The 25,345-nt window shown below is 60.5% G+C and carries 10 protein-coding genes; 6 read left to right on the top strand and 4 right to left on the bottom strand.

Features of this window, described 5'->3' with window-relative positions; translation table 11 throughout:
- The 3 genes from Q0K06_RS07575 to Q0K06_RS07585 all read right to left on the bottom strand — a co-directional run.
- Positions 1-932: ABC transporter ATP-binding protein (locus tag Q0K06_RS07575; protein WP_294550709.1), on the bottom strand; the 932-nt coding region annotated here is incomplete at its 3' end.
- Positions 933-949: 17 nt separating this feature from the next.
- Positions 950-2,689, bottom strand: coding sequence for an ABC transporter ATP-binding protein (locus Q0K06_RS07580; RefSeq protein ID WP_294550711.1), 1,740 nt, complete (start codon positions 2,687-2,689; stop codon positions 950-952).
- Positions 2,686-3,159 (bottom strand): MarR family transcriptional regulator, encoded by a 474-nt coding sequence (locus tag Q0K06_RS07585; RefSeq protein WP_294550712.1) that lies wholly within the window; start codon positions 3,157-3,159, stop codon positions 2,686-2,688. The genes Q0K06_RS07580 and Q0K06_RS07585 overlap by 4 nt, the downstream gene beginning before the upstream one ends.
- A gap of 201 nt (positions 3,160-3,360) precedes the next feature.
- Here Q0K06_RS07585 and Q0K06_RS07590 point away from each other — a divergent pair, with 201 nt between their 5' ends.
- The 5 genes from Q0K06_RS07590 to Q0K06_RS07610 all read left to right on the top strand — a co-directional run bounded on the left by Q0K06_RS07590 (position 3,361) and on the right by Q0K06_RS07610 (position 22,997).
- Positions 3,361-4,257, top strand: coding sequence for a LysR family transcriptional regulator (locus tag Q0K06_RS07590; RefSeq protein WP_294550713.1), 897 nt, complete (start codon positions 3,361-3,363; stop codon positions 4,255-4,257).
- Positions 4,258-4,388: 131 nt separating this feature from the next.
- A complete protein-coding gene (locus tag Q0K06_RS07595) occupies positions 4,389-6,842 on the top strand; it encodes a LuxR C-terminal-related transcriptional regulator (protein ID WP_294550714.1) in 2,454 nt (817 codons plus the stop codon).
- Positions 6,843-6,947: 105 nt separating this feature from the next.
- Complete coding sequence (locus tag Q0K06_RS07600) at positions 6,948-7,193, top strand: DUF2442 domain-containing protein (protein WP_294550716.1); 246 nt, start codon at positions 6,948-6,950, stop codon at positions 7,191-7,193.
- Positions 7,194-7,242: 49 nt separating this feature from the next.
- Complete coding sequence (locus tag Q0K06_RS07605) at positions 7,243-19,608, top strand: S-layer homology domain-containing protein (protein WP_294550718.1); 12,366 nt, start codon at positions 7,243-7,245, stop codon at positions 19,606-19,608.
- A gap of 74 nt (positions 19,609-19,682) precedes the next feature.
- The gene (locus tag Q0K06_RS07610; RefSeq protein ID WP_294550720.1) at positions 19,683-22,997 is read left to right on the top strand and encodes a S8 family serine peptidase; all 3,315 of its coding nucleotides are present in this window, start codon (positions 19,683-19,685) and stop codon (positions 22,995-22,997) included.
- A gap of 282 nt (positions 22,998-23,279) precedes the next feature.
- Here the strand turns inward: Q0K06_RS07610 and Q0K06_RS13930 are convergent, their stop codons facing one another.
- Positions 23,280-23,774 carry a hypothetical protein gene (locus tag Q0K06_RS13930; protein ID WP_365925080.1) on the bottom strand — a complete coding sequence of 165 codons (495 nt, stop codon included), beginning with the start codon at positions 23,772-23,774 and terminating at the stop codon, positions 23,280-23,282.
- Here Q0K06_RS13930 and Q0K06_RS07615 point away from each other — a divergent pair.
- Complete coding sequence (locus Q0K06_RS07615) at positions 23,758-25,233, top strand: glycogen/starch synthase (protein WP_365925083.1); 1,476 nt, start codon at positions 23,758-23,760, stop codon at positions 25,231-25,233. The genes Q0K06_RS13930 and Q0K06_RS07615 overlap by 17 nt on opposite strands.
- Positions 25,234-25,345: the final 112 nt, after the last annotated feature.

Below are 25,345 nucleotides of genomic sequence, written 5' to 3' on the forward strand. Positions count from 1 at the left end.
ACCTGGGTGATGGGCTGGGTGAAGCTCTTGTTCAGACCCACAAAGGAGATGACGGTGCCCAGGGTGACGCCGGCCAGGCCGTTGATGCCCAGAATGGCGCCCACAACGGCCACCAGGGCGTAGCTGAGCCAGCCGATATTGGCGTTGATGGGCATGAGCAGGTTGGCGTACCGGTTGGCCTTGTCGGCGCTCTGGCGCAGAGCCTCGTTGACCTGGTGGAAGTCAGCCTTGGCGGCCTCCTCGTGGCAGAATACCTTGACCACCTTCTGGCCGTCCAGCATCTCCTCGATGAAGCCGTCCACAATGCCCAGATTCTTCTGCTGCTGGACGTAGTAGGCGCCCGACAGGCTGGAGAATCTGGCGGTGACCAGCAGCATGACCACGGCGGTGGCCACCGAGATGATGGTGAGGGTGGGGTTGAGCAGCAGCATGGTGATGAGGGTGGCCGCCATGGTGATGGAGGAGTTGATGATCTGGGGGATGCTCTGGCTGAGGAGCTGCCGCAGGGTGTCCACGTCGTTGGTGTACACGGACATGATGTCGCCGTGGGCGTGGGTGTCAAAGTACTTGATGGGCAGGGCCTCCATCCGGCGGAACAGGTCGTTGCGCAGGTGGAGCATGGTGCCCTGGCTGACAGTGACCATGATGCGGTTGTAGCCGAAAGCGGCGGCGATGCCCACAACCAGCAGGACAATCAGCCGGAGAATGGCGGAGGCCAGGCCGCTGAAGTCGGTGGAGCCGGCGGCGAGCATGGGGGTGATGTAGTCATCCACCAGGGTCTGGGGGAAGGTGGCGGCCACCACTGTGGCCACGGCGGAGATGAGAATACAGAGAATAACCAGTACAAAGGGCAGCTTGTAGAAGTGCAGCATGTAGCGCACCACCCGGCGGAGCACCGGGAGAGAGCTGGCCCTGGATTTTGTTTCACTCATACGGGGGATTCCTCCTTTCAGGCGGGCTGGTCGAAGTCGCCGCCGCCCTTGACCTGGGACTCGTAGATCTCCTGGTAGATGGCGTTGGACTTCAGAAGGTTTTCGTGGGTGTCAAAGCCGTCGATGCGGCCGTTATCCAGCACCAGAATGCGGTCGGCGTCCTGGACGCTGGAGATCCGCTGGGCGATGATGATTTTTGTGGTGCCGGGGATGCGCTGGGCGAAGGCCTGGCGGATTTTGGCGTCGGTGGCGGTGTCCACGGCGGAGGTGGAGTCATCCAGAATCAGCACCTTGGGGCGCTTCAGCAGGGCACGGGCAATGCACAGCCGCTGCTTCTGGCCGCCGGACACGTTGGAGCCGCCCCGCTCAATGCGGGTGTTGTAGCCGTCGGGGAAGCGGTCGATGAACTCGTCGGCGCAGGCCGCCCGGCAGGCCTCCACGCACTCGGCCTCGGTGGCGTCCGGGTTGCCCCAGCGCAGGTTCTCCAGGATGGTGCCGGAGAACAGGGTGTTTTTCTGCAGTACCACGGACACCTGGTTGCGCAGGGACTCCATATCGTACTTCCGCACGTCGGTACCGCCCACCCGGACGGCGCCCTGGTCCACGTCGTATAGCCGGCAGATCAGGTTGACCAGGCTGCTCTTGCCAGCGCCCGTGCCGCCGATGACGCCGATGGTCTCGCCGGATTTGATGTGCAGGTCAATGTCGGTCAGGGCGTTTTTGCCGCTGCCGTGCTTGTAGGAGAAGCTGACGTGGTCAAAGTCGATGCTGCCGTCGGCCACCTGGAAGACGGGCTGCTCCGGCTCCTTCAGGTCGGGGATCTCCCGGAGCACCTCGCTGATACGGTTGATGCTGGCCAGGGACATGCTGATCATGACTACCACCATGGACAGCATCATCAGGCTCATCAGCAGGGACATGACATAGCTGAACAGGCTGGTCAGATCGCCGGTGGACATGCTGCCGCCCACAATGAACTGGGCGCCCATCCAGGAGACCATGATGATGCAGAAGTAGACGGCCAGCATCATGGCGGGGCTGTTGAAGGCCAGCAGGCCCTCAGCCTTGACGAACAGACGGTAGAGGTTGTGAGAGGCTTTGGAGAACTTGTCGTCCTCAAAATCCTCCCGCACAAAGGCCTTCACCACCCGGATGGCGGACACGTTCTCCTGGACGCTGGCATTCAGGTCGTCGTACTTGCGGAACACCTGATTGAAGATCTTGATGGTGACCGCCATAATGGCGCCCAGCACCACAATGAGAAAGACAACCGCAATGAGGAAGGTAAGGCTCAGTTCAGGGCTGATGATGAGGCACATGATGTAGCTGAATATCAGCGTGAGGGGAGAGCGGACCGCGACGCGGATGACCATCATGAAGGCGTTCTGTACATTGGTGACATCAGTGGTCATCCGGGTGACCAGGCCGGGCACGCTGAATTTGTCGATATTGGAGAAGGAGAAGGTCTGGATATTGTTGTAAATGGCCTCCCGCAGGTTGGCGGCCAGGCCGGAGGAGGCGCTGGCGGCGAATTTTCCCGCCAGTGCGCCGAACAGGAGGCTCATGCCGGCCAGCACCACCATGACAATGCCGTAGCGGTACACGGTGGGCAGATGGGCCTTTTCCAGCCCCTGGTCAATGATAATGGCGGTGATGAAGGGCAGCAGAATCTCCATGACCACCTCAAGAGCGGCCATTGCGATGCACAGGAGGGTGTCCCGCTTGAAGCGGCCCAGCTGACGCAGTACGGTTTTCACGATTTCGATTCCTCCTTTTGATGTTGTGCTGTCAGTGCGGACAGGTTTTGCAGCAGCTTTCTCTGCAGACGGTCCAGGGTGAACAGTTCCTTCTGAGAAAAGCCGTGGTACAGCTGGCTGTGGACGCCCTGAATGGTTGCCTCCAGCGTGGGACGCAGCCGCCTGGCCGCCTCGGTGGCAAAGAGCAGGCGGCGCCGATCGTCCTCCTTGCAGCGCTCCACGCGGATGTACCCTTTTTCCCTCAGACGCTTGACCATGCTCGACAGCGTGGCCATGGAGTAGCCAAAGGCACGGTGAATCTCGGTCAGAAGGGTGCCCTGTCCGTCCCGGTCCAGCAGGCACAGGAGAATCTGGGCCTGGGCGGCTGTCAGGCCGGTGGAGGCCAGACGGCGGCCGATGCACTGCTCGGCCTGAATGCACAGCCATCTGCCGTCCCGGAGGAGCCGGCCCGCGTCCATTTCCATCATCATACCTGCCCGCCTTTCCTTTTTTGTTTGGACAGAAACTATCTGTCACCTTTTGTTTATACCACAGTCTTTCTTGCATGTGAAATTCAAATGTGCTATATTCTATAAAAGAATTTTATTGACTCTTTGAATTGAACAAACGCCCGGAGCAGGGAGACCCCATCTCTGTAAAAAATGCGCACCGGGCCGGAAAGGAGGAGCACAATGAACACCACACAGCTGGAGTGCTTTATGGAGGTGGCCAACTGCCTGAATTTTTCCCGGGCGGCGGAGCACCTCTCCATCACCCAGCCCGCAGTGAGCCATCAGATCAACACCCTGGAGAACGAGCTGGGCGTGAAGCTGTTTCACCGCACCAGTAAGAGCGTCCGCCTGACGCAGGAGGGATTCCTTTTCACGCAGTACGCCGGAGAGCTGATGAAGATTACCGCCCTGTCCAAGGCCAGGGTGAAGGAGTGTCGGCAGGAGGCGCCCCTGCGCCTGGTGATTGGGTGCCGGAATACCGCAGAGCTGTGGCTGCTTCGGCCGGCGCTGGCCCGGCTCCGCCGCACCAGACCGGAAGTGCTGCCCGTTCTGCGGCTGGTGCCCTTTGACGCTCTGGAAAATCTGCTGGAGGAGGAGAGCATCCACCTCATGTTTACCTTTCAGGAGTCGGCGCCCTCAAAGGCCCGGTATCTGGAGTTGACCCGCTGCCCGGTGATGTGTATCTGTGCTCCGGGCCACCCTCTGGCGGAGGAGCAGACGGTCACCAGCCGTCAGCTCCAGGCGGCAGAGCGCATCGCGGCCTGCCGCCCGCCCGCCTGCCCCCGTGAGCTTTTTGAGATTCAGGGCAGGGTCATGGGCGGCCGAAGCACCAATCAGATTCTCTTCTGCGACAACCAGGAGGCCATTTATCCTCTGGTAGAGGCGGGCTATGCCTTCGCCCTGGTTCCCGACTTTCCCCATAGCAGGGTGCCTCAGCTGCGCTATATTCCAATGGCTGATGCGGAGCCTCTGTCTTTTGGCGCCGCCTACCTGTCAGAAAAGGGAAATCCCGCCCTGGGACATTTTCTCACTCACCTGTCTCAAAGTATGCAGGATAGCAGAGAAAACAGGGAGTAAGCGGCCGCTTTTCACAAGCTCTGCGGCTGAAGATGCGGAGATAAAAACTTCCGCCCCATTTACGGGAGTGACAGGGAGCGGAAGTTCGACTATAATGAGATGCTGAGGAGACCGGGAAGGGAGTGGAGACTGTGGAAAAACCATACTTTTCTGAGGAAATATCTCAAAAACTATCAAAAATTTCCAACTTCGGCATGGTAATGGTAGAGGCTCCGGCGGGATATGGAAAGACCACGGCTGTCCGCTGGGCCATCCGCAATGTGCCCTCAGAACAGATCCGCTGGTTTACGGCGGTGAGCTGCCTTCAGGATACCAGTCTGGACTGGTTCATGAGGCAGATTGGGCAGCTGGACCCGGAGGCGGGGGACGTCCTTCGGCAGCTGGGCTTTCTGAACCGGAGCAATGTCAGTGTTGCGGCGGATATTCTGACCAATCTTTGCATCTCTGAGCCCTGCTATCTGATTCTGGACAATTTTCAGCTGATAGGAGACAACTGGCCCCTGCCGCTTCTTCGGGCCATAGCGGATCGCAGAAGGGATACGCTGCATGTCATCCTCATCTCCCAAAACTTTGGAAGGCTCCGTGCGGCTTTTGAGAACACCACCAATGTCTACCGCTTTTGCTCACGGGATCTGCTGCTGAGCCGAAAGAATATTACGGAATACGGACGACAGCTGGGACTGCAGCTGTCAAAGCATCAGACGGAGATTATTTATCGCAACACAGAGGGGTGGGCTGCCGCAGTGTCGCTGTATTTCAGTCATCTGCGCCAGGACGGCGGCGGCCTGCCGGAATTTCAAGATATGGATGGACTCCTCCGCGCCTTTTTCTGGGGAAAGCTGTCTGACGAGGAACAGAAGATGCTCCTGCAGGTGGCGGTGTTTGACTACATTCGGGAGGAGCAGCTGCCGGAGATTATCCCAGGCCGGGAGGCGGCCCTGAGCAGTCTTCTTGTACGTGTTCCGCTGATGCACCACGATCAGCGGGAACGGACCATCTATCCTCATGAGCTGCTGCGGCATTTTCTTCTGCGGATGCTCAAAACCATGCCGGAGGATTTCCAGAGCCAGGTTTATGAGGCTGCCGGAGAAATTTACCGCAGAGCGGGCACCAATAAGAAGGCGATAGAGTGTTTCTTCCGGGCTGGGAATGACGAAAAGCTCTTCTCCTGTGAACTGTCGGGACTGCTCAATGAGAAATTCGGCGGCATCAGCTATACGGCCCTTGCGCAGACGGTGCTGGAACGCTGTTCCTGTGAAGCGCTGGCGGCCTATCCGCTGTCCATGCTGCGTCTGTGCCTGGCTCTGTTTTCGGGAACTGATTTTGAAGGGTTTACCGCGGCGCTGGAGCGGTGCCGTCATATTATAGAGGAAAAAGACAGCCCGCAGCTGATGGGCGAGTGGCATCTTGTGGCGGCATTCCGGGAGTTTCCCGATATCTCCGGAATGAAAGAACATTACCTGGCGGCGGAGCGTCTGATGACGGAGCCCTCCCGGATTTTTACGCCCAGAGAACCCTATATGTTCGGTACGCCCTCCATGTGGTATCTCTTCTACCGGACGCCTGGACGAATGATGGAGACGGCGGAGGAACTGCGGGATATGCTGGAGATCTATAACCGCCTGACAAACCACCACGGCGCGGGGGCCTATGAGCTCTATCTGGGGGAGGCACTCAGCGTACAGGGTCGGTTTGACGAGTCGGATATCCATGCCCACAAGGCGGCCATGCTTTCGGAGCGCTGGCAGAACGCCAGCGTAACCTATGGCGCGGCGCTGCTGCTGGGCATTAACGCCATTTATCAGTCGGACATGATTTCCCTCCAGAAGGCCATTGAATATCTGGAGAACAAGGCCCTGGCCTATCCATTCCTCCGGCACACGGCCATCAACACACAGATGGCAGAGACCGTGCGCGGCTATCTCCTGGGCCTGATGATGGAGCCCGACCGTTCGGCCGAGTGGGCGCGGGGTCCGGCGGATATGCTCAACGACCTGACCTTTACCAACTTTATGGCTAAGACCAACCGCATCACCGACCTGATTCTGCGCAAGGAGTACAAGCGGGCCATTGCCAGCGTGGAGGCGTCCCTGGCTCTGGACAGCCGCCTCATCTCCCTGTCCACCCGCAACTTCATGTGCGTGGGTCTGGCGCTGTGCTATCTGGCCATCGGACTGCCCAACCGGGCGGCAGAGTGGCTGGATCAGTCGCTGACCCTGGCTGAACAGGATAAAAACTATACCTTTCTGGCCTGCTTCCGGAAGTATCTGTCCATTTTGTTCCTGCTTCCGTCCATGAAAAAAAAGCACGGAAGAGCAATCCAGGAGATTAAAGCGATGGAGATCCACTATACCAAGGCGGAAGAGAGCCGCATTTTCTTCATGCTGGAAAAATATCCGGAACAGATGGGCGAGCTGACCGAGCGGGAACGGGAGGTGGCCCAGCTGGCGGCGGCCGGGCTGCGCAACAAGGAAATTGCCGAAGCGCTCTTCATCTCTGAAGAGACTGTAAAGAGCCATATCCGCAGCATCTTCAACAAAACCAATATTGACCGGCGCGGCCGCCTGGTGGAACTTTTGAAATAACCAGGAAAATCCCCCCTTTGGGGGATGCGGAGCAGCATAGAATTTCTGTATGATAAAAATACGGAAATTCTATGCTGCTATTTTTTTACAGAAGGAGGAAATGCTATGAATAATATGGGTGTGGTGCTGCATGTACTCCCCGGCTATCAGCTGAAGCTCAGCTTCTCAAATGGGAGCGAGGCGATTGTGAATATGAAGCACAGGCTTCACGCCGTACGGTTTGGAAGACTGGCCTCGCCCAAATTATTCTGCGCAGCAAGGCTGGAGGGCAGCGAGGTGGTCTGGGACGATGGGAACCACTGCGTCCGGGCGTCGATTAACGAGCTGCTGGACTCCATGCAGATGGATTGACATGGACGGAAAATAAAAGACGGGAAGCTTGTATGAGGAGGAAATGCCTATGAGCACAAAAAAGATGCTTCACCGGAGCCTGGCGCTGCTGTTGGTGCTGGTTATGACCCTGGGGCTGGTGCCCCAGCAGGCCCTGGCCTATCTGGCGGAGCGGCCTGAGGAACTGACCATCGTGGACAAGGACGGCAATACGGTGGCCGTGACGGAGGACTGGGAGACTGCCTTCCCCTACGGCACCTTCGCCTTTTCTGATTTCCAGATGGTGGCGGAGGAGGGGGGCAATACCGCCGTCATCAAGGTCTACCGCCTGGGCGGCACCCAGGGACGGGCCGTGGCCTATGTCACCTATGAGCCCGCCCTGACCCGGCTGGAGGACGGCAGCGCCTCGTACAGCACGGCGGCCGGCTCCAACGATATTATTATCGAGGTGGAAAATCCGCTGCCCGGGGCGGAGAACCAGCCCATCGGCCAGCCGGAGCCTCCCAGACAGCCGGAGCAGCCGGTGAAGGTGGTAAGCACGCCTTCTGAGACAGATGTTATCCTGTCTATTGACGTGGAGGCGGAATCCTACCAGTGGTATGTGCTCTACGGCGGCAGCTGGGAGCTGGTGGACGGCGCCGTGGACAAGGACTTTGTGGTGGCCCAGGAGGAGCTGGAGGGCTACGACTTCCGCTGCGTATACACTGTGGACGGTGAGGAGTACTGCTCTGACAGCTATCTGGGCGTGGCCTACACCGTGGCAACGGAGGAAGAGCCTGCCCCGGCGGAGGACGGGGAACTTGACCTGCTGGTGGACCTGAACACGGAACCCACCTATACCCGCATCACTCCGGAGAACGCGGAGGATCCTTATTCCGGCTATATCTTTAATATGACCTTTGCCGATGGCGAGTGGGTGAAGGAGATCCGGATCACTGTGCCCGAGGATGAAGAGCCGGAGGCGCTGAAGTTCGGAACATTTACCATTGTGGACAACGACGGCGCGTCTCTGTACGACACCGCCAACACCCTTACCCTCCGGGTGGAGGACAACGACAAGGCCGAGGCGAGCACTCTGGGCTTTGCCGTTACCGAGGTGCGGGCGGACAAGGCCGCCGGCACTGCGGAGCTGACCGTGGTGCGCACCGGCGGCAACCAGACCATGGTCACCATCGACTACGCCACCGTGGACGGCACCGCCGTGGCGGGGACGGATTACGCTGCTACCAGCGGCACCCTGGTGTTCTATGCCGACCGGAATCAACAGGTAATTGAGGTGCCCCTCATTGACGACGGCGTGGCTACCGAGGAGGAGCGGACCTTCCAGGTGGTGCTGTCCAACCTGAAGGGCGACGGCGATGGCTTATGCACCCTGGAGGGTACCGAGGCCGTGGTATCCCTGTACAACAGCGGCGAGAGCACCGGGGAGCAGAACCTGGCCACCTACCTCTATCAGAGCGACGTTACCGACCTGTCCGGCACAGTCACGGAGGCGGAGAGCGCCCTGGCCCCCGTGGGCGGCGGCGCGGTCACCGGCCAGCAGGTGGAGAACGAGGGCGAGGTGCTGACGGCCCGGATTGGCGGGGAGGATGGAGACGTCTCCACCCTCAGCTACAACTACCCCAACAAGCTCACCTTCTCCAACGGCGGCTGGAACCTGTATGAGGACATCCCCTCCAGCGGCTGGGAGGGCGGCCAGTCCTATGACGGCGGCATCTGGACCTACCGCAGCAAGGGAGCCGGCTCCGCCACCCTGACCTTTGATCCGCGGCTGTACTGCGGGATATCGGCCAACTTCAACTGGACGTGTTCCCTGGCCAGCGGCTGGACGCTGACCTTGTACGGGATGGAGTATACCTATCCATGGGCCAAGCTGCTCACCGCCGACGGCAGCCAGTGGGCCAGAACGGACAGCAGAGTCAAAGACAACGGCAGCTATTTTACCCCGTCAATCAGCTGGACCAAATCCACCGGGATATACAGTTCCTGGTCCATTGCGGACAATGTGAACCGGCTCCAGCTGGGCACCAGCCGTCATGACGCCCATGATTCCGAGAACAACGCCGAGGCCAACCTGAAGAGCGGAACACTGGAACGCCGCACCTTCGGCGGGGACTTCTATCTGCAGATCCACACCGCCAACGACAGCGGCGAGGGCAGCGGAAATACTCAGACCGCTCCGGACGGAGCCGCCTCCCTCACCGAGAGCTCCGGCGTCTATGACTCCATGAAGCCTGTCATCACCATCCAGAGCGGCCAGGGCGGCGTGTCCAACGGCAAGCTCTTTGTGGGCACCACCCTGCAGGTGACCCTCCAGAACACCGCCAGCTATACCCCGGCTACTTCGGACAGCAGCCTCAGCTATGCCGTCTACCTGACCAGAGACGGCCAGGTGGTGCCTGCAAACATCACCAACAGCGGCAATACATACTACATTCAGCTGCTGTGGAACGGTATGACCGACGAACAGGTCAACAGCGGGGACTACACCGTCAACGTGGTCATGACCCGTAAGCAGAACCTGGTGCTGGATATCAGCCCCTCCGTGCCCCGGCTGACCGATGAGAACGGCAACATCACCGCAAACATCGACACCAATAAAATCACGGACGCCGTCAATGACTTCTGGGCCAGCACCAACGGCGGCATCACCTACGGCTACTCGGACGAGCAGACCAGCGGCGACACCATCACCTACGAGCAGAAGACCGGCACCCTGACCAGCAGCTCCGGCTTTAACCAGAGCAGCGCGGTGCTCACCAAGGCGGATCTGACCAATGTCCAGTGGATCAACTTCAACCTGCCTGCGGAGGACAAGATCGTCTACAACGGCCGCACCTACAACGGCAACGAGAAAATCTGGCTCAGCGTGTCCGACCTTGCCACCTCCAACATGACCTTCTACTATTACGATTCTGCGTACCTCAGCGCCGTCAGTGTCATGACCGCCACCATTTCCGAGGTGGAGCTCTTCCTGGACATGAGCGGCAACGGCATGATTGACGGCTACTACAATACCGAAACCGGCTACTTCATCGTGGATGAGAACTCTGAAGATATCAGCCTGGGCTTCCTGGACCCGGGCATGAGCTACAACGAGCTCTACTTCCAGCCGGTCAAGCTGGAGAACGGCAAGTACGCCCAGTACTTCATGAAGGTGTACTACACCATGAACCCCCGCAGCCTGATTCCCGATGAGGGTACCGACACCAGTGCTGTGGCCCAGGTGCTGCCTGCCTTTGTCAGCACCATCACCGAAGGGAACAGCTACGAGCTGCTCACCGAGGAGCAGAAGGCTTACCGTTACCTCATCAGCGGCAAAACCAAAATTGGCGCAGATGGGGAATTGTTCCGCTCCTCGGACAACCATGTGATGTACGGCCCCGAAGCCAGTGCCCGTTCCATGGTGGACGTGCCTCTGGGCGGCGATATCAGTCCCGCAAAGCTCAACGACGACGGCACAGCCTATACCTGGACCCCCAATTACCAGGGCAACCTGCTCTATCCCTTTGAAAATCCAGAGCCTATTATCATCGAAGAGAGCCTGGCGGGGCGCAATATCCCCATTGCGGAAATCAAGGGCTATGAGAACGGCCAGGTGGTGCTGGAGGAGGGCGGAGCGGACAAGCTCAACGGCTATCTGGGCTCTCTCACCGCCAACAATACCGTGGCTCTGGCCGTGCAGGAGCAGAAGGCCACCACCGAGGAGATCGCCGCGGCAAACGGCGTGACCATCGGCGGCGGTGACGTGGTACTCCAGTCTGAGGGCAGCGCGGAAGGCACCCTGGCCCCGGAGAGCGTGACCACCACGGACTCCAAGATCACCCCTGACGCCCGCTACCTCCAGGAGATGGGCTCCGGCAATGCGGCGACCCAGGCCGGCGTGGACATGAACCATATGGAAGGTGTGGACTTCCCCTACCCCGAGCTCAACCAGGACTTCGCCCTGGACCTGCCCTCCACGGAGCTCGGCGTCACCGACTTTGCCGGTATCGTCATGGACGGCGACACGGTGGGCTTTACCATCGGCATTCCCATGGGCGGCTGGAACTCCAACGGTGACGCCGGCGCCGGTGGCGCCGGCGGCGGCGGCAGCAACTACGGGACCAACCCGGGCGAGGCCATCAAGAGCTCGGGCGAGACCATTGCCAACATATTCAAGTGGATGCGCAGCCCCAGGGCCATGGCCCAGGAAGTGGACGACAGCTACAAGGCTACCAAGGACAAGCAGAACTGGTACAACCAGAAGATGGGACAGGGTGAGGGCGTGACCGCCAAGGAGTTCAAGGCGGAGTTCTCCATATCCGCGGCCTTCATGTTCAAGTACGACCCGGTGACCAACCACTATGAGTTCAGCCAGTTCGCCATGGCGGTGGGCGTGGAGCTGGCCTTCACCTACAAGGCCCGGTTCACCTCCTGCCCCATCATCTACCTCTATATCACCGTCCATCTGGACATTGAGTTCAGCGCGAGCGTGGATGTGGAGCGGGAGACGGTGGAGACGGGCAGCAATCTGGTAACCACAACCATGGTGGACCCGGAGAGCAACCGAGGATATGTGAACCTGACCAAGGGAGACGCTGTGGTGCTGAGCCAGACGCAGTACAAGGCCCTCAACCTGGACTTTGACGGCAAGGTGCTGCTGGAGGTCTATACGGACGCCGGCTGCACCCAGGAGCTGTCCGGCTTCCGGAAGGGCTATCTGTCCTCCACCGGCGACGACGACGTGCTGGTGGTGCTCAAGCAGACCAGCAGCGCCACCATGGGACAGGATGTCTATCTCAGGCTCACCGCCCTGGAGGACACCAGGCTGTACGAGGCCATGGCGGTGGAGACCTCCCAGAACAAGACCAGCATCAGCGGCTTCGAGGTTGCGCCGGAGCTCTACGTCCAGGTGGGCGCGGGCGTGGGTATCGAGATTCTGAAGGCTGAGATTTACTTCAAGCTCAGCATCGGGTGCACCATGGCCTTTGCAAACCCCACCGGTAATGGTACCCGTGAGGATTTCCGGCTCAAGACCTTTGACTTCGGCGCGGCTATCGGCATCAATGTGCAGCTGCTCATGTTCAGCTACGAGCTGGAGCTCATCGGCATCTACATCAACTATGACTACGAGGGAGATCCCAGATGGACCTACACCTGGTCGGCCCTGAACGGCGCCTACGGTGGAGAAGGCGACTTGAAGACGCTGTCCGAGGACGGAGGAAGCACCGGTGTGAAGGTCAGCTTGCCCGGCTCCTCCGCCGGCACCCAGACCATCTATTCCCCCAGTGCGGGCAGCGACCTGGATCCCCTGGCCTATGACCCCAGTGACAAGGCAGTCCCCTTCCAGCTCTCCGGCTACAACAGCTCGGGCGACGCCTTCAAGCTGGCCGACGGTCTGGCCTCCGGGTATGAGTACAGGGTGGTCACCGTGGGTGAGGAAAACTACCTGCTCTACACCGTCAGCCGCTCCGATGCGGCGCACCCCGTGGACAACTCCATGCTGGTGCTCTCCCGTATCAAGCTGACCAGCGCGGGCGGCAAGGACAGCTACGGACTGGTGAACCCGGTGGATGAGGACGATCCCACGCCCTACATCATCGTGGACGATGACAAGACCGGCGACCTGGAGTTCACCGGCTGGGCGGACGGCGATACCCTCCGCATTGCCTGGGTGAGCTACGCCACGGAGACAGAAGAGGTTCCCGCCGCGCTGGACAAGCCGGAGGGCGATGCCCCCGGCGGCATGGACCAGAGCAATTACCAGCAGGTCTATGAGGACTTTGTAAAAACGGAACCCATGGCGGTGGAGGACCCCGGTGCAGCCCCTGTGGCCCCCGTGCAGGCGGATTATTTTGTGACCAAGGCAGAATACGATGGCCTGGAGGATACCGTAAAGAAAAACTATACCCAGGATACGACGGATACGGGCTACTACTATAACAACAACTATATCTCCTATGCCAATGCCAAGGCGGCTTATGACGCGGCGCAGAGCGCCTACACCACCGAAAAAGGCGAATATGACGCCAAGAAGGCGGCGTACGAAAAGTATCTGGACGACAAGGCTGCCTATGACGTCCAGCACGCGGAGTATAAGAGGTGGTACGACTACTTCAAGTCCGTGGCCGACGAGAACGCGGCCAACCAGGCGGTTGCTAACGCGGCGGCCAAGAACACTGTGGTCAAGACCGCCAGCTTTAAAACTGGCAGCCCGGCGGACATTGCGGACGCAGCGGCCGTCAACACCAAGGGCAGCCACGTGTACCTCCCCGGCGGCAGCGATGACGGCAGCGTGATCATCTATGCCCAGGCTCAGCACTACACTGATACCACAAGCCTGGAGAAGGATTACAAGGCCTATCTCGAAAGCTTCTACCCCGACACCATGGGCAGCGGCGCCGCGTCCATCCGGGAATACCGTCTGACCTATCAGAAGGGCCTGTGGGACGCCTACGGCGAGCGCACGGAGCTCCACGCCGTGGTGAATGGACAGGAAGTAACAACAGTACCTGCCACACAGTCCGGTGAAATTCTGGACAACATGGAGATCACTGAGATCAACGGCACCTACTACGTGGTCTACACCACCAGCCAGCAGACCTATATCAATGCTGACGGCAACACCACCACAACGGTCGGCGATGCCACTGACCTTCTCACCACCAGGCGGCTCTACCTCCAGACTCTGACCGCTGACGGTGACCCCACCTGGGGCGAAGCCCTGCTGCTGCGCACCCTGGTGGATTATGACCGGAATACCGTCACAGATGGTGTCTATCAGGGAGGTTCCCTTACCGCCTACCAGGACCCCTACTTCTCCGACCTCCAGTTCCTCAACGGCAAGCTGGGCGGCCTGACCGGCACGGACGAGAAGTTTGATGTGGTCACTCTGGCCGACGACACCCAGGAGTTCCTGCTCTTTGAGATGAACGGCTCCACCTATGTCATCCCCCAGGCCGACCTGGAGAGCATCGCCGGAGAGACTCATACCGGCTCCATCATCCCCTTCTTCCAGCCGGAGAAGCAGACGGGCGCCGACGGGAATGAGGTCACCTCCAACACCACCGGCCGGTCCCAGGTCACCATCGGCGCTGACGGCGCTGGCAATATCTCCGCCGTCTATACCGCCAATGTAAACGGTACCACCAACAACGCCCTGTACCTGGCCAAGTGGGACCCCAAGTCTCAGACCTGGGGCGCGGGCACCATGCTGGCCATGAACTACATGCAGGTGTACGAGGACGCGGCGGCCAGCGACTGGAGTGCCTCGGAGACCGAGCAGGCCTATCTGGGCCAGCTGGACGGCTATCAGGGCGGCGGTATGGACCAGTTCGTCTTCTCCGACCTGCAGATTGCCCTGGGCCAGAAAAAGACCGACACAGGTACCACAACCAGCGACGGTGAGCAGACCGTCCAGGCCAATGAGGATGGCGCCCAGAGCCAGGATACCCTGCTGGTGCTCACCAGCGGCGTCACCACCTACCTCAAGGAGTACACCTATACCGACGAAAACAACCAGCAGCAGACCGTCCTTATCCCCCAGAGCGACGAGGAGGCTCAGAAGGCGTATGCCGACGGCACGCAGACCAAGAAACCGGGTACCGGTATCTACGCCATCAGCTACGGCGTGGGCCAGCAGGAGCTGGGCAACGCAACCCTGACCTTCGGTGAGTATGACTTCACCGCAGGCAGCCGGCTGGAGGCCATCGGTTCCTTCCAGAACATCGGTGACGTGGGTATCCGGGGCAGCGAGGCCAACCCCATCACCGTGAAGCTGATGCTCAAGACCAGTGAAAGCGCAGACCCGGTCGCCCTGGCCACCTGGGAGATTACGGAGAACATCACCGCCGGCCAGACCGTCAAGCTGGCGGGCACCTGCGACGCCCTGACCCAGGACCTGCCCAAGGGCAGCACCTTCTACTTCACCGTCTCCGAGGACGCGGACTATACGACTGATGCCTTCAGCGGCAGTACTGACCCGGTCCTGACTGTGGAAGAAAAGCCGGAGCTGGGATTTGAGCATCTGAGTATCTCCTCCGCCAGCGTGGACGCCGGCGGCAATACCGTCCTGGACGTGAACTTCCAGGTGGGCAACCGGGGAAGCAAGACCGCGGAGGACGTGTACGTCCAGTTCAGTTATGAGAGCGGCCGGGACGAGAACAACAACCCCGTCTACACCCCCCTGGACATCACCAACAATACGCTGACCGTCTCCAAGCAGGAGGAGCTGGAGACCCTGGCGGACAATCCCGATGCCCAAAACGGCATCCTGCGTCTGAGCAACACCGAGGACGGCAGCAACATCGACACAAACAAGGGACGCACAGTGTCCGGCACCATTACCGTGCCGCCGTCGGTCTACCAGGGCGCCGAGACTGGCAGCCTCAGCCTGCGGGTGGAGATCTTCTCCAGTGCTGATACCAGCATGACCTATGGAGCCGACGGTCTTATCACCGCCGACCACGGCGAGTACAACACCGGCAACAACACCTGGCTTACCGCAGTGGAGCACAAGACATACTTTGACACCGCCGACAAGATCACTCTGGCCATGGGCAACACCATGCGCCTGCCCGTATCCATCGCCACCAGCACCGGCAAGGACCCGACCATCCAGGTGACCGAGGTGCCTGACACCCAGGGCGGCGCCAAGAACCTGGGCGTGCTCTACTACCAGCAGACTGCCAATTCCGGCACAGGAAACACCCAGGGCGTGCTGGTGGTGACCCCCTCCCGGGAGGGCACCGGCGTCCTGGAAATCAAGGACCAGGCCACCAATACCATCCACTCCATTGCCTATGAGGTCACCGCGGCAGGCGAGGGCATCAATGTCTTCCGGGACAACGGACTGTTCACCTTCTACAATGCCGACAGTACCGAGTACGACGAGACCGCTGCGGCGGGCACCCAGGACTGGAGCTTCAACGGCGACATTACGACCTGGGGCACCGGCAGCGGCGCCACCCGGCCCTATCTGTCCAACCTGGCCAACGGCAAGGTGGGCGCCTACTTCACCTTTGACACAGTGGCTGAGTCCATCGACTTCAGCTTCAACGGCAAAATCCGGGTGAGCAGCACCTACCCAGGCTTCCGGGCTGTGGAAATCACCTGTGCAGGCGGCAGCGAAAAGGCTGCTGTCCACTTTGGCGACCTGGGGCAGACACACACGGTGACCGTCACCGTACTGGACAACGGCGACTCCAACCCCACCGCCGACTTTGACACGATTGTGGAGCACTTTGTGGGCAATAAGCCTCCCGTGCCCTCTTCCGACGCCACCTCGCCTCACATCTACTGGAACCGCAGCTTCCCTGATACCGCGTCTCTGGAAACGGGCAGCGGGAATGTGAAGCTGAAGCTCTATGTTCTGGACGACAACGGCCTGGCCACCCTGACGGTGAACGGCGTGACGCCCACCATCAGCGAGCGCGGCGACAACTACTGGGAGGCCGACGTGACCGTCTCGGAAAACGGCACGCTGAAGGTCGAGGCCATGGACACTGCATCCAACCGCACCACCCAGACCATCACGGTAGACTGGTTCAACACCACCGTGACCAGCGGTACCGTCAGCACCGCGCCCGACGTGAGTGCAGACTTCTACAAGAACAACAGCCAGACCCCCATGGGCACCAGCGACTATGTGACCGATGACGACACTGTGGTGGCCAAGGCCAGCTCCGCCACAGCCGGCGTGACCTTCAGCGCCCAGCGCATTACCATCCGAAAGACAGATGAAGGCACTACGGAACTGGAGACCGCCACACTGCTGCCCAATGAGGGAACTGCGGACGCCTTTGACGCCAAAGCCAACGGCTTCTATCTGGTGAAGGCTACGGCTGCGGATGGCAGCTGGAGCCAGGTGATACTGGAAATGACCAGGGTGGACAACGATCTGCCCACGGCGTCTCTGAACACAACGACTGCGCTCGACGGGACGGTCTCTCTATCCTGGAGCATCACCAAGGGCGACCCGACGCTGTCCCCCATCACTGCGGCGGCCATCAATGGGTATAACGTATTCACCAATGAGATGATTGGCCGCACCGGCGTGGGCGGCAGCCTGGAAATCAAGTACGGCGGCAGCTACGCCCTCACCGGCACGGACGCGGCAGGACACACGGCCACTCATAACATCACAGTGGACGGGCTGCCCATCCAGGCGGGCGAGAACGCTGTCACCGTGGTTCATGCATGGAACCAGGAGCGGAACAACGGCGTCATCACCGTGGACTCCACCGGCTTCACCGGCGGCATCTACGATGCTGAAAAGAGCACCCCCGCCAGCAACGGGTACGCCGGCAGCTATGAAGCACTGCTAACCCCGGCGGAGGACATTTTTGACGCCGAGGCTGTGCGGCAGGAGCTGCTGGACGCCTATGCGAAGGATTACTTCGAGCAGAATCCGGATGCCGAGCCTGACGACCCCAACGCCGTCATGCCGGAGGATGAGCTGAACGCCGCCCTGGAAGAGCGCGAGAAAGCGGCTTGGGAGGCATGGGAAGCCGAAGCTATGGCGGAAGACAACGACAGCAGCTGGACCGAGCTCACCGGCAGCAACAGCTTTGAAAGCCTGGAGCCCGGCGACTACATCCTGCTCATCCGGGACGCCAACGACAAGCGGAACGAGAATGTGACCATTCAGCGCACCCTGACGGTGAACGACGAGGCCATTGTTATGGCCGCTGAGAGTGAGCCGGAACACAACGGCGGCAGGGACGGCAGCATCACTGTAGAGGCCAAGTACGGCCGCCTGAACTATGGCACCTATCAGTTTATTGTCCGGCCTGTGGAGATTCCGGAAGGGAAAGAGGAGCCGGAGCTCATGGACGTGCGCAAGCTGACCGAAGCGCTGGACCCTGAGCTCTACCCGGCAGAGGACGGCTGGACCACTCCGGTCTGGCAGACCTCCGATCTGGCCGCTGGATCCCTGTCCACCAGCATATTCTCTGGCCTGCACTCCGGCTGGTATCAGGTTGCGGTCCGCGCCATGGAGGGCGTGACCGCCGCTGAGATGCAGACGCTGATTGAACTCTACCAGACTTACCTGGCGGCCCGGGCCCGGGTGGAGGCGGCGGAAGCCGGTCTGACTGAGAGCGGACTGAACAACGCTGCGGCTGCGAAGGCTCAGCGGATCAACGAGGCCCTCCAGGTCTGGCAGATTGCCTCTGAGGAAGAAAAGAATGATGCCTGGAACCAATACCTGGCCCTGATTAACAGCGACAGCAATATTCAGACCCTGCTGAAGGCCTGGGCCGACGCCAGCTACGAGGACGGCGCCGAAAAGGAGGCCTATGACGGGGCGGTCGCTGACTTTACCCGTCAGCAGGCCGAGGCCGAGGCGGAGGAGGAGAAAACCGCCGCCGATACGGCCCTGACCACCGCTGAGAATGCTTATACGACCAAAAAGACCGAGCTGGAGTCCAAATCTGAAGCTGCCTATACGGCAGACGACAGCCTGTGGGACAATGCCGCCACCATGCTCATTGAGGTAGAGGCGGAGAACAGCTATGTGTCTCCCTTGATCCAGGTCAGCGACCTGCGCTATGACCGGGAGAACAACCTGGTAAAGGTCCACTTCCTGAGCTACAAAAAGGAACTGAGCGATGCGGCGGAGAAGCAGCTGATTCAGGACAACGCCACCATGGACATCCTGGCGTACAGCAACAAGATGGAGGCTCTGATCCCCGTCGGAACCCTCAGCGAGGGCGACGACCTTATGGCCATGCTGATGCCATTCCCTGACCTGCCCCAGGACGGCGAATATCTGGTGCAGTATACCGACGGGAGCGGGGTGACCCACCCGGTGGCCTGGAGCCTGGTGACCCCCGGCAAGGTCTACTACCTGGCTGCAGAAGCGGGCGCGTATGCCATTGCGGCGGCGGACGAGGCCTTCTCCGATGTGCCCGAGGACTTCTGGGGCGAGGAGGCTGTTACTTTTGCAGCCGCCCGGGGCCTGTTTCAGGGCGTGGGCGACGGCAGGTTTGACCCCAACGGCACGATGACCCGCTCCATGCTGGTGACGGTGCTGGGCCGCCTGGCTGGCATTGACCCGGCGGATTACAGCGGCGAAAACGCCTTCTCCGACGTGGATCCTGACGCCTGGTATGGCCCCTACGTGGCCTGGGCGGCGGCGACCGGCGTGGTACAGGGCGTGGGCGGCGACCGGTTCGCCCCCGAAGACCCCATTACCCGGGAGCAGCTGTGCACCATGCTGGCCCGTTATCTGGACAGCGACGGCATTGAACTGCCTGAGCTGGCCAATCCGGCGGCCTTTACCGACGAGGATCAGGTCAGCGACTGGGCCAAGGCAGCTGTTGAGCGATTCCGTCAGCTGGGCATTGTGGAGGGCTCGGACACGGGTGCCTTCCTGCCCAAGAACAATGCCTCCCGCGCGGAGGTAGCCGCGGTGTTCCAGCGGCTCATTACCACCATTCTGACCAATATCTGACCATATTCCCTTTGGCGGGAGGCGCCCCGGCGGCGCTTCCCGCCAGAGGCATCTTCCGGGAAGGAGCGATATCCATGAAAATATGCCGTATGCTGGCCCTTACCCTGACTGCTGCCCTGAGTCTGACCCTGTGGCTCCCGGCGGCATCCGCCCTGGAGGAGACAGGGGAACAGAACGGGTATGTGTTCCGCATGAAAGAGACCGCCATCATGCCGCTGCGTGCGGCGGAGGGAGTGCGGCCGGTACTCTACGCCCAGGGGTACTATACGGCGGACAGCCTGGAGGAGCTGCAGCCTTTTCTTGACGCAGGCCTGGTGGAGACTGCTGTGCCCAACGCAGAGCTGGAGCTGCTGACCGATGGAAATGCCGGGACAGAGCCCGTCGGGGGAGCGGGGGAGAGCGTTTCACCCAATGACCCGGGGGCGGAGCAGCAGTGGTATCTGAATGAACTGGGAATGGATGAGGTGTGGGCCTCCGGCCTGGACGGCAGCGGCGTCACCGTAGCGGTCATTGACTCCGGCCTGGTGCAGAACCATGAGGACCTGAATTACGACAATATCACAGGCCATAACTTTCTGGGCAATGCCGGCAGCGTGGATATCGCCGATTGGACTGACACCACCGGCCACGGCAGCCTGGTGTCAGGAATCCTGACCGCCCAGACGGACAACGGCGTGGGGGTGGCAGGGCTGGCCGATGGGGCAGAGCTGCTGGTGCTGCGCTGCTTTGCCGCGGAAAACAGCGGACTCACAGGCAGCGGCAGCGTCTCCACCATCCTCAGCGCCATCGAGTACGCCGTCGACCAGAAGGTGGACGTCATTAACATGAGCTTTGGAGGCACCAATACCGACAGCCTGGCCATCCTGGAGCCTGTGCTGGAAGAGGCGGCGGCCAAGGGCATCATTCTGGTGGCCGCTGCGGGTAATGACGGCAACAGCATCTACCGCTATCCCGCCGCCTTTGACTGCGTCACCGGCGTGGGCGGCGTGGGGGAAAACGGCACACTGTATGCCGATACCCAGAGAAACGACAGCGTGTTTCTCACCGCCCCGGCGGTGAGCGTCTACAACATCGGCTATACAGCGGAAAGCAGCTACCGTTCAGATACCGGCACCTCCATGGCCACTCCCATGGTATCCGCCATGGCTGCTCTGGCCAAGCAGGCGGACAAGGCCATTGACAATGAGGCATTCCGCACCCTGCTGAAGGCCAGCGTGACAGACGGCGGCCAGGCGGGGTACGACACCAGCTACGGCTGGGGTTCTCTCTCCGCGGCGGCCTTTGTGCAGGTGCTGACGGCTGACCAGACGATTACCTATGACTGCGGCGAAGGAGAGCTGCCCGCCGAAGGGGCCTGGTCAAAGGTTTACCGGATTGGTCAGGGGGACCAGGTGGTCCTGCCCACCCCAACCCGGGAAGGGTTCGACTTCACCGGCTGGTACCTGACAGAGGACTGCGCCGGCGACCCGGTGACCGCTATCCCGGCAGGCAGCGTGGGGGCTGTGGTCCTCTACGCGGGATGGTCGGAGCAGACAACACCTGTGCCTGAGCCTCCGGCAGTGGTCGAGGGTCAGGAGAGCCAGAATGGTTCCGCCACCCCGGTCTCCCTGGACGGCCTGACTGCAGCTCTGCCCTATACAGCGGACGTGTCGGGCTGGTTCACCAATGCCGAGACTTATGCACTCTCCGCAGCTCCTGAGCTGGGTACAGCGGAGCTGACAAACAGCACGCTGACCTATACGCCCACTGTGGAGGCCGCCGGGCAGACAGTAACCTTTGCCCTCCACAGCATTAACAGCGAGGGAAAGAGCGGCGATGTAACGGTAAGCGTGACCGTGGCCGCTCTGCCGGTGAGTGACGCCAGGCTGGCCCAGTCCGCCGTCTCCTACGACCTGTATGCCCAGACTGACGGCGTGGCTGTGGGGCTGAACCTGTATGGAAACCGGATCACCGGGGCGGCGGCGGGGGAGGCGCTTCTGGCCGCCGGAACGGATTATACACTGGAAGGCAATTCCATTACGCTCACTCACGCGCTTCTGAGCAGGCTGGGTAAAGGGGAGCATATCCTAACCTTTGCTTTTGACAACGGACGCACCGAGGCGGCGAAGCAGGCGGAGCTGACCGTCACCATTGCCGACACGACCCCTGTGTCCCCTGACCCGGGGACAGGCGGCGGTACCGGCGGAGGAGGCGGAAGCACCGGTGGAGGCGGGGGAGGGGAAACTGCTCAGACAGAGCAGCCCGAGCTTGAGCTGCTTGAGTCTCAGGACGGCGCCTTCCGCTATGCTCTGACCGACGGCACGGCAACACTCGCCTTTGATGAAGGACAGCTGGACAAGCTGGCTGCAGGAGAGGCGCTCCTGGATCTGTCCGGTGTGGAGGGCGCAGAGGCGATCTCTCTAAACGGCACGGACGCGGCGGCCCTCACCAAGGGCGTGGTCCTCCGCCTGCCGTCGGGGAGCGCCATACTTCCCCCGGAACTGTTGGCCAGCCTGGCTGAGACCGCCGGGAAGGAGGCTCTGACGGTGGCGCTCTGCCCGGCGGAGAATCTGAACGCTGCCCGGCAGACCGCGGCAGCAGGGCGGGCGGTGTATACCTTTGCCGTCTCGGCCGGAGACAGTGATCTGGAGACTCTGCCCGCTCCCGCTGTCCTGACCCTGTCCTGGATGCCCGAGGATACATCCCCGGCAGTGCCGGGCATGGCCCTGTTGGAGAAAAATGGTACCCTGATGCCCCTGAATACCAGCTGGGACCCCCTGACGGGCAGCCTGACGGCGGAGACCAACATGACGGGGCTTATCGTTCTCACCAGTGAGTCCTGGGCCAACCCCTTCTCCGATGTGTCTGCGGAGGACTGGTTCTATGGCGCGGTGGGATATGTCTGTGCTGCCGGTATTATGGAGGGGAACGGCGGAGCATTCCATCCGATGGAAACGGTCACCCGAGGGATGATCGCCGCCATGCTCTACCGTCTGGAGGGAGAGCCGGAGACAGAGCCTTCCCAGACGGCATTTATGGATGTGGCCCAGGATGCCTACTACGCCCGGGCGGTCAGCTGGGCTCAGACCAGCGGCGTGATGAACGGCTATGGCGAGGGCCGGTTTGGCCCTGAGGACCCGGTCACGCGGGAGCAGCTGGCGGCCATTCTCTTCCGTTACACCGGCTATCGGGGCGGTGAAGCTCAGGAGGCAGAAGCTGCGGAACTGGCAGCCTACACGGACAGCGCCAGCGTCTCCCACTGGGCCCGCTCCGCTATGACATGGGCTGTGGGTGCCGGCATTATCAACGGCCGGGGAGAGAACGCGCTTGACCCGTCGGGCTCGGCGGCCCGGGTGGAGGCCGCGGCCATTTTCCAGCGCGCTGTCCAGCACATGCAGCAGCACACCTAAAGAGAACAGGCAGCGGGACAACCGCCATGCAGAAACACTCCTGCATGGCGGTTGTCCCGTTTTGCGATATACATCTCAGTTCATAAAAGTCTTATATAAAATGAAATTTCTAGAAAATGGGCAAAAATGACAGAAAGTCCGGTGGACTTCTGCCTTCCGGACTGGTATACTAAAAATATCGCATGAGCCTGGGGACATGCCCATTACGGAGAAGGATGTCCAACCCCCGGAATATGCATTACGTCCACATCCATTGGAGGCAGCCTGAGACCCCAATGAGCATTAAAATGTGAAAGGAAGGTCCATTATGGCACGAAAAAAGGCGAATCCCGCGAAAAAGGAAGCAGCTGTAAAGAGGACAGAAGCTCCGGCTGCGGCGGCTGTGGAAGAGAAGTCCGTTGAAGTACAGACCGTTCCCGCCGCGGAGGCGAAGAAGCCCAAGACCAAAGCGGCGGCGTCCACTGAGTCGGCGCCTGCCGCACAGGAGAAAAAAACTGGGGCCAAGGAAACGACGCCTGCTGAGAGCGTGCCTGCCGCGGAGGCAAAGAAGCCTGTCTCCAAGAGGGCGCCTGCGATAAAAAAGACGGACCCCACCCAGGAGGAGACTGCGCCCGCCGCGGAAAAGAAGGAAATTGTGGCAAAGAAAACGGCGGCCACCGAAAAAAAAGTCACGTCCGCCCCGGAAGAAGCGGCTCCTGCTGAGAGAGAAGCCGTTTCTGTCGTGGAGGAGACAATTCCTGTTGTAGAGGAGGCTGCACCTGTGTACGAGATATCCAATTTGCCCCGCCGGAGTGTGGCATTTATTGGTTCGGAGTGCCATCCGTTTGTTAAGACGGGCGGCCTGGGCGATGTCATGTACGCGCTGCCCCGGGAGTTGGTCCGGCTGAACTGCGATGTCCGTGTAATCCTGCCCCGTTACGCCTGCATCCCCCAGGAGTACCAGGACAAGATGATCTACCGGGGCGAGTTTTATATGGATATGGGCCTGACCAACCGCAATTATTATGTGGGCATTATGGAGTACGTCTGGGACGGCGTGGTGTACGATTTTATTGACAATCAGGAGTTCTTCTCTGCGGGTAATCCGTATCTCAATCTTGTAGATGACATTCCCAGATACTGTTTCTTCAGCAAGGCCGCACTGGCCGCGCTGAATTACATGAACTGGATTCCCGACATCATCCATTGCCACGACTGGCAGGCGGGTCTTGTGCCGGTATATCTGCGCACGCTGTTCAAGGACACGCCTGTGGGCCGGGCCCGTTCCATCCTCACCATCCACAATCTCCGCTTTCAGGGTATCTACAACATCCCCACCATCCAATACTGGTCCGGCCTGCCCAATGAGGTGTTCAACATGGGAGCGCTGCAGCAGGACTGGGTGAACGCCAACATGCTCAAGGGCGGCCTGGCCTACGCCGACCGCATCACCACCGTCAGCGGCACCTATGCCCATGAGATCCAGACGGCCGAGTACGGCGAGCGCCTGGAGGATCATCTGCGCTACCACAGCGGCAAGCTCAGAGGCATTGTCAACGGCATTGACTACGGCATGTGGAACCCTGAGACCGACCCTGCCCTGGCGGTCAACTACGGTCTGGGCAACGTGCTGGACCACAAGATGGAGAACAAGCTGGCACTTCAGCGGGAGCTGGGCCTGGAGCAGGACGAGGGTAAGTTTGTCATCGGCCTGATCTCCCGCCTGACCAACCAGAAGGGCCTGGATCTGGTCAGCGCCATTATTGCCCAGGTGCTGGACGGCAACACCCAGGTGGTGGTGCTGGGCACTGGCGACAAGCAGTATGAGGATACCTTCCGCTACTATGAGAATACCTATCGCGGTACCTTCAGCGCGTGCATCCAGTACGATGAGGCGAGGGCCCACCGCATTTACGCCGGCGCAGACGCGCTGCTGGTGCCCTCCCGCTTTGAGCCCTGCGGCCTCACCCAGCTCAACGCCATGCACTACGGCACCATCCCCATTGTCCGGGAGACCGGCGGCCTGAAGGACACCGTGGAGCCCTATAATGAGTATACCGGCGACGGAAACGGCTTTACCTTTGACCGCTATGAGGCGGGACTGCTGCTGGACGCCATCAATCGGGCCAAGACCCTTTACTTTACAAACCGCTACCACTGGGACGAGGTCGTCCAGCGGGATATGGCCAAGGATGTCTCCTGGGAGAACTCGGCGCGGCAGTATAAGAACCTGTACCTGGAGCTGACGCCCTGGTAAATTTCTGCCCTGCTTATATCCGTTTGCTCGCTCTGAAACCGGCCGGTTGACCTGCGCCTGGAGATAAAAACACCCGGAATTCCTGTGAAAATGCAGGAGTTCCGGGTGTTTT

The organism is uncultured Pseudoflavonifractor sp. (assembly GCF_944387805.1).
GTDB lineage: Bacteria > Bacillota > Clostridia > Oscillospirales > Oscillospiraceae > Pseudoflavonifractor.

What these genes read in the sequence shown, in the direction of transcription:
- Q0K06_RS07585 (WP_294550712.1), bottom strand. Translation starts at nt 3,159, where the DNA reads ATGATGATGGAAATGGACGCGGGCCGGCTCCTCCGGGACGGCAGATGG.
- Q0K06_RS07590 (WP_294550713.1), top strand. Translation starts at nt 3,361, where the DNA reads ATGAACACCACACAGCTGGAGTGCTTTATGGAGGTGGCCAACTGCCTG.
- Q0K06_RS07600 (WP_294550716.1), top strand. Translation starts at nt 6,948, where the DNA reads ATGAATAATATGGGTGTGGTGCTGCATGTACTCCCCGGCTATCAGCTG.
- Q0K06_RS07605 (WP_294550718.1), top strand. Translation starts at nt 7,243, where the DNA reads ATGAGCACAAAAAAGATGCTTCACCGGAGCCTGGCGCTGCTGTTGGTG.
- Q0K06_RS07610 (WP_294550720.1), top strand. Translation starts at nt 19,683, where the DNA reads ATGAAAATATGCCGTATGCTGGCCCTTACCCTGACTGCTGCCCTGAGT.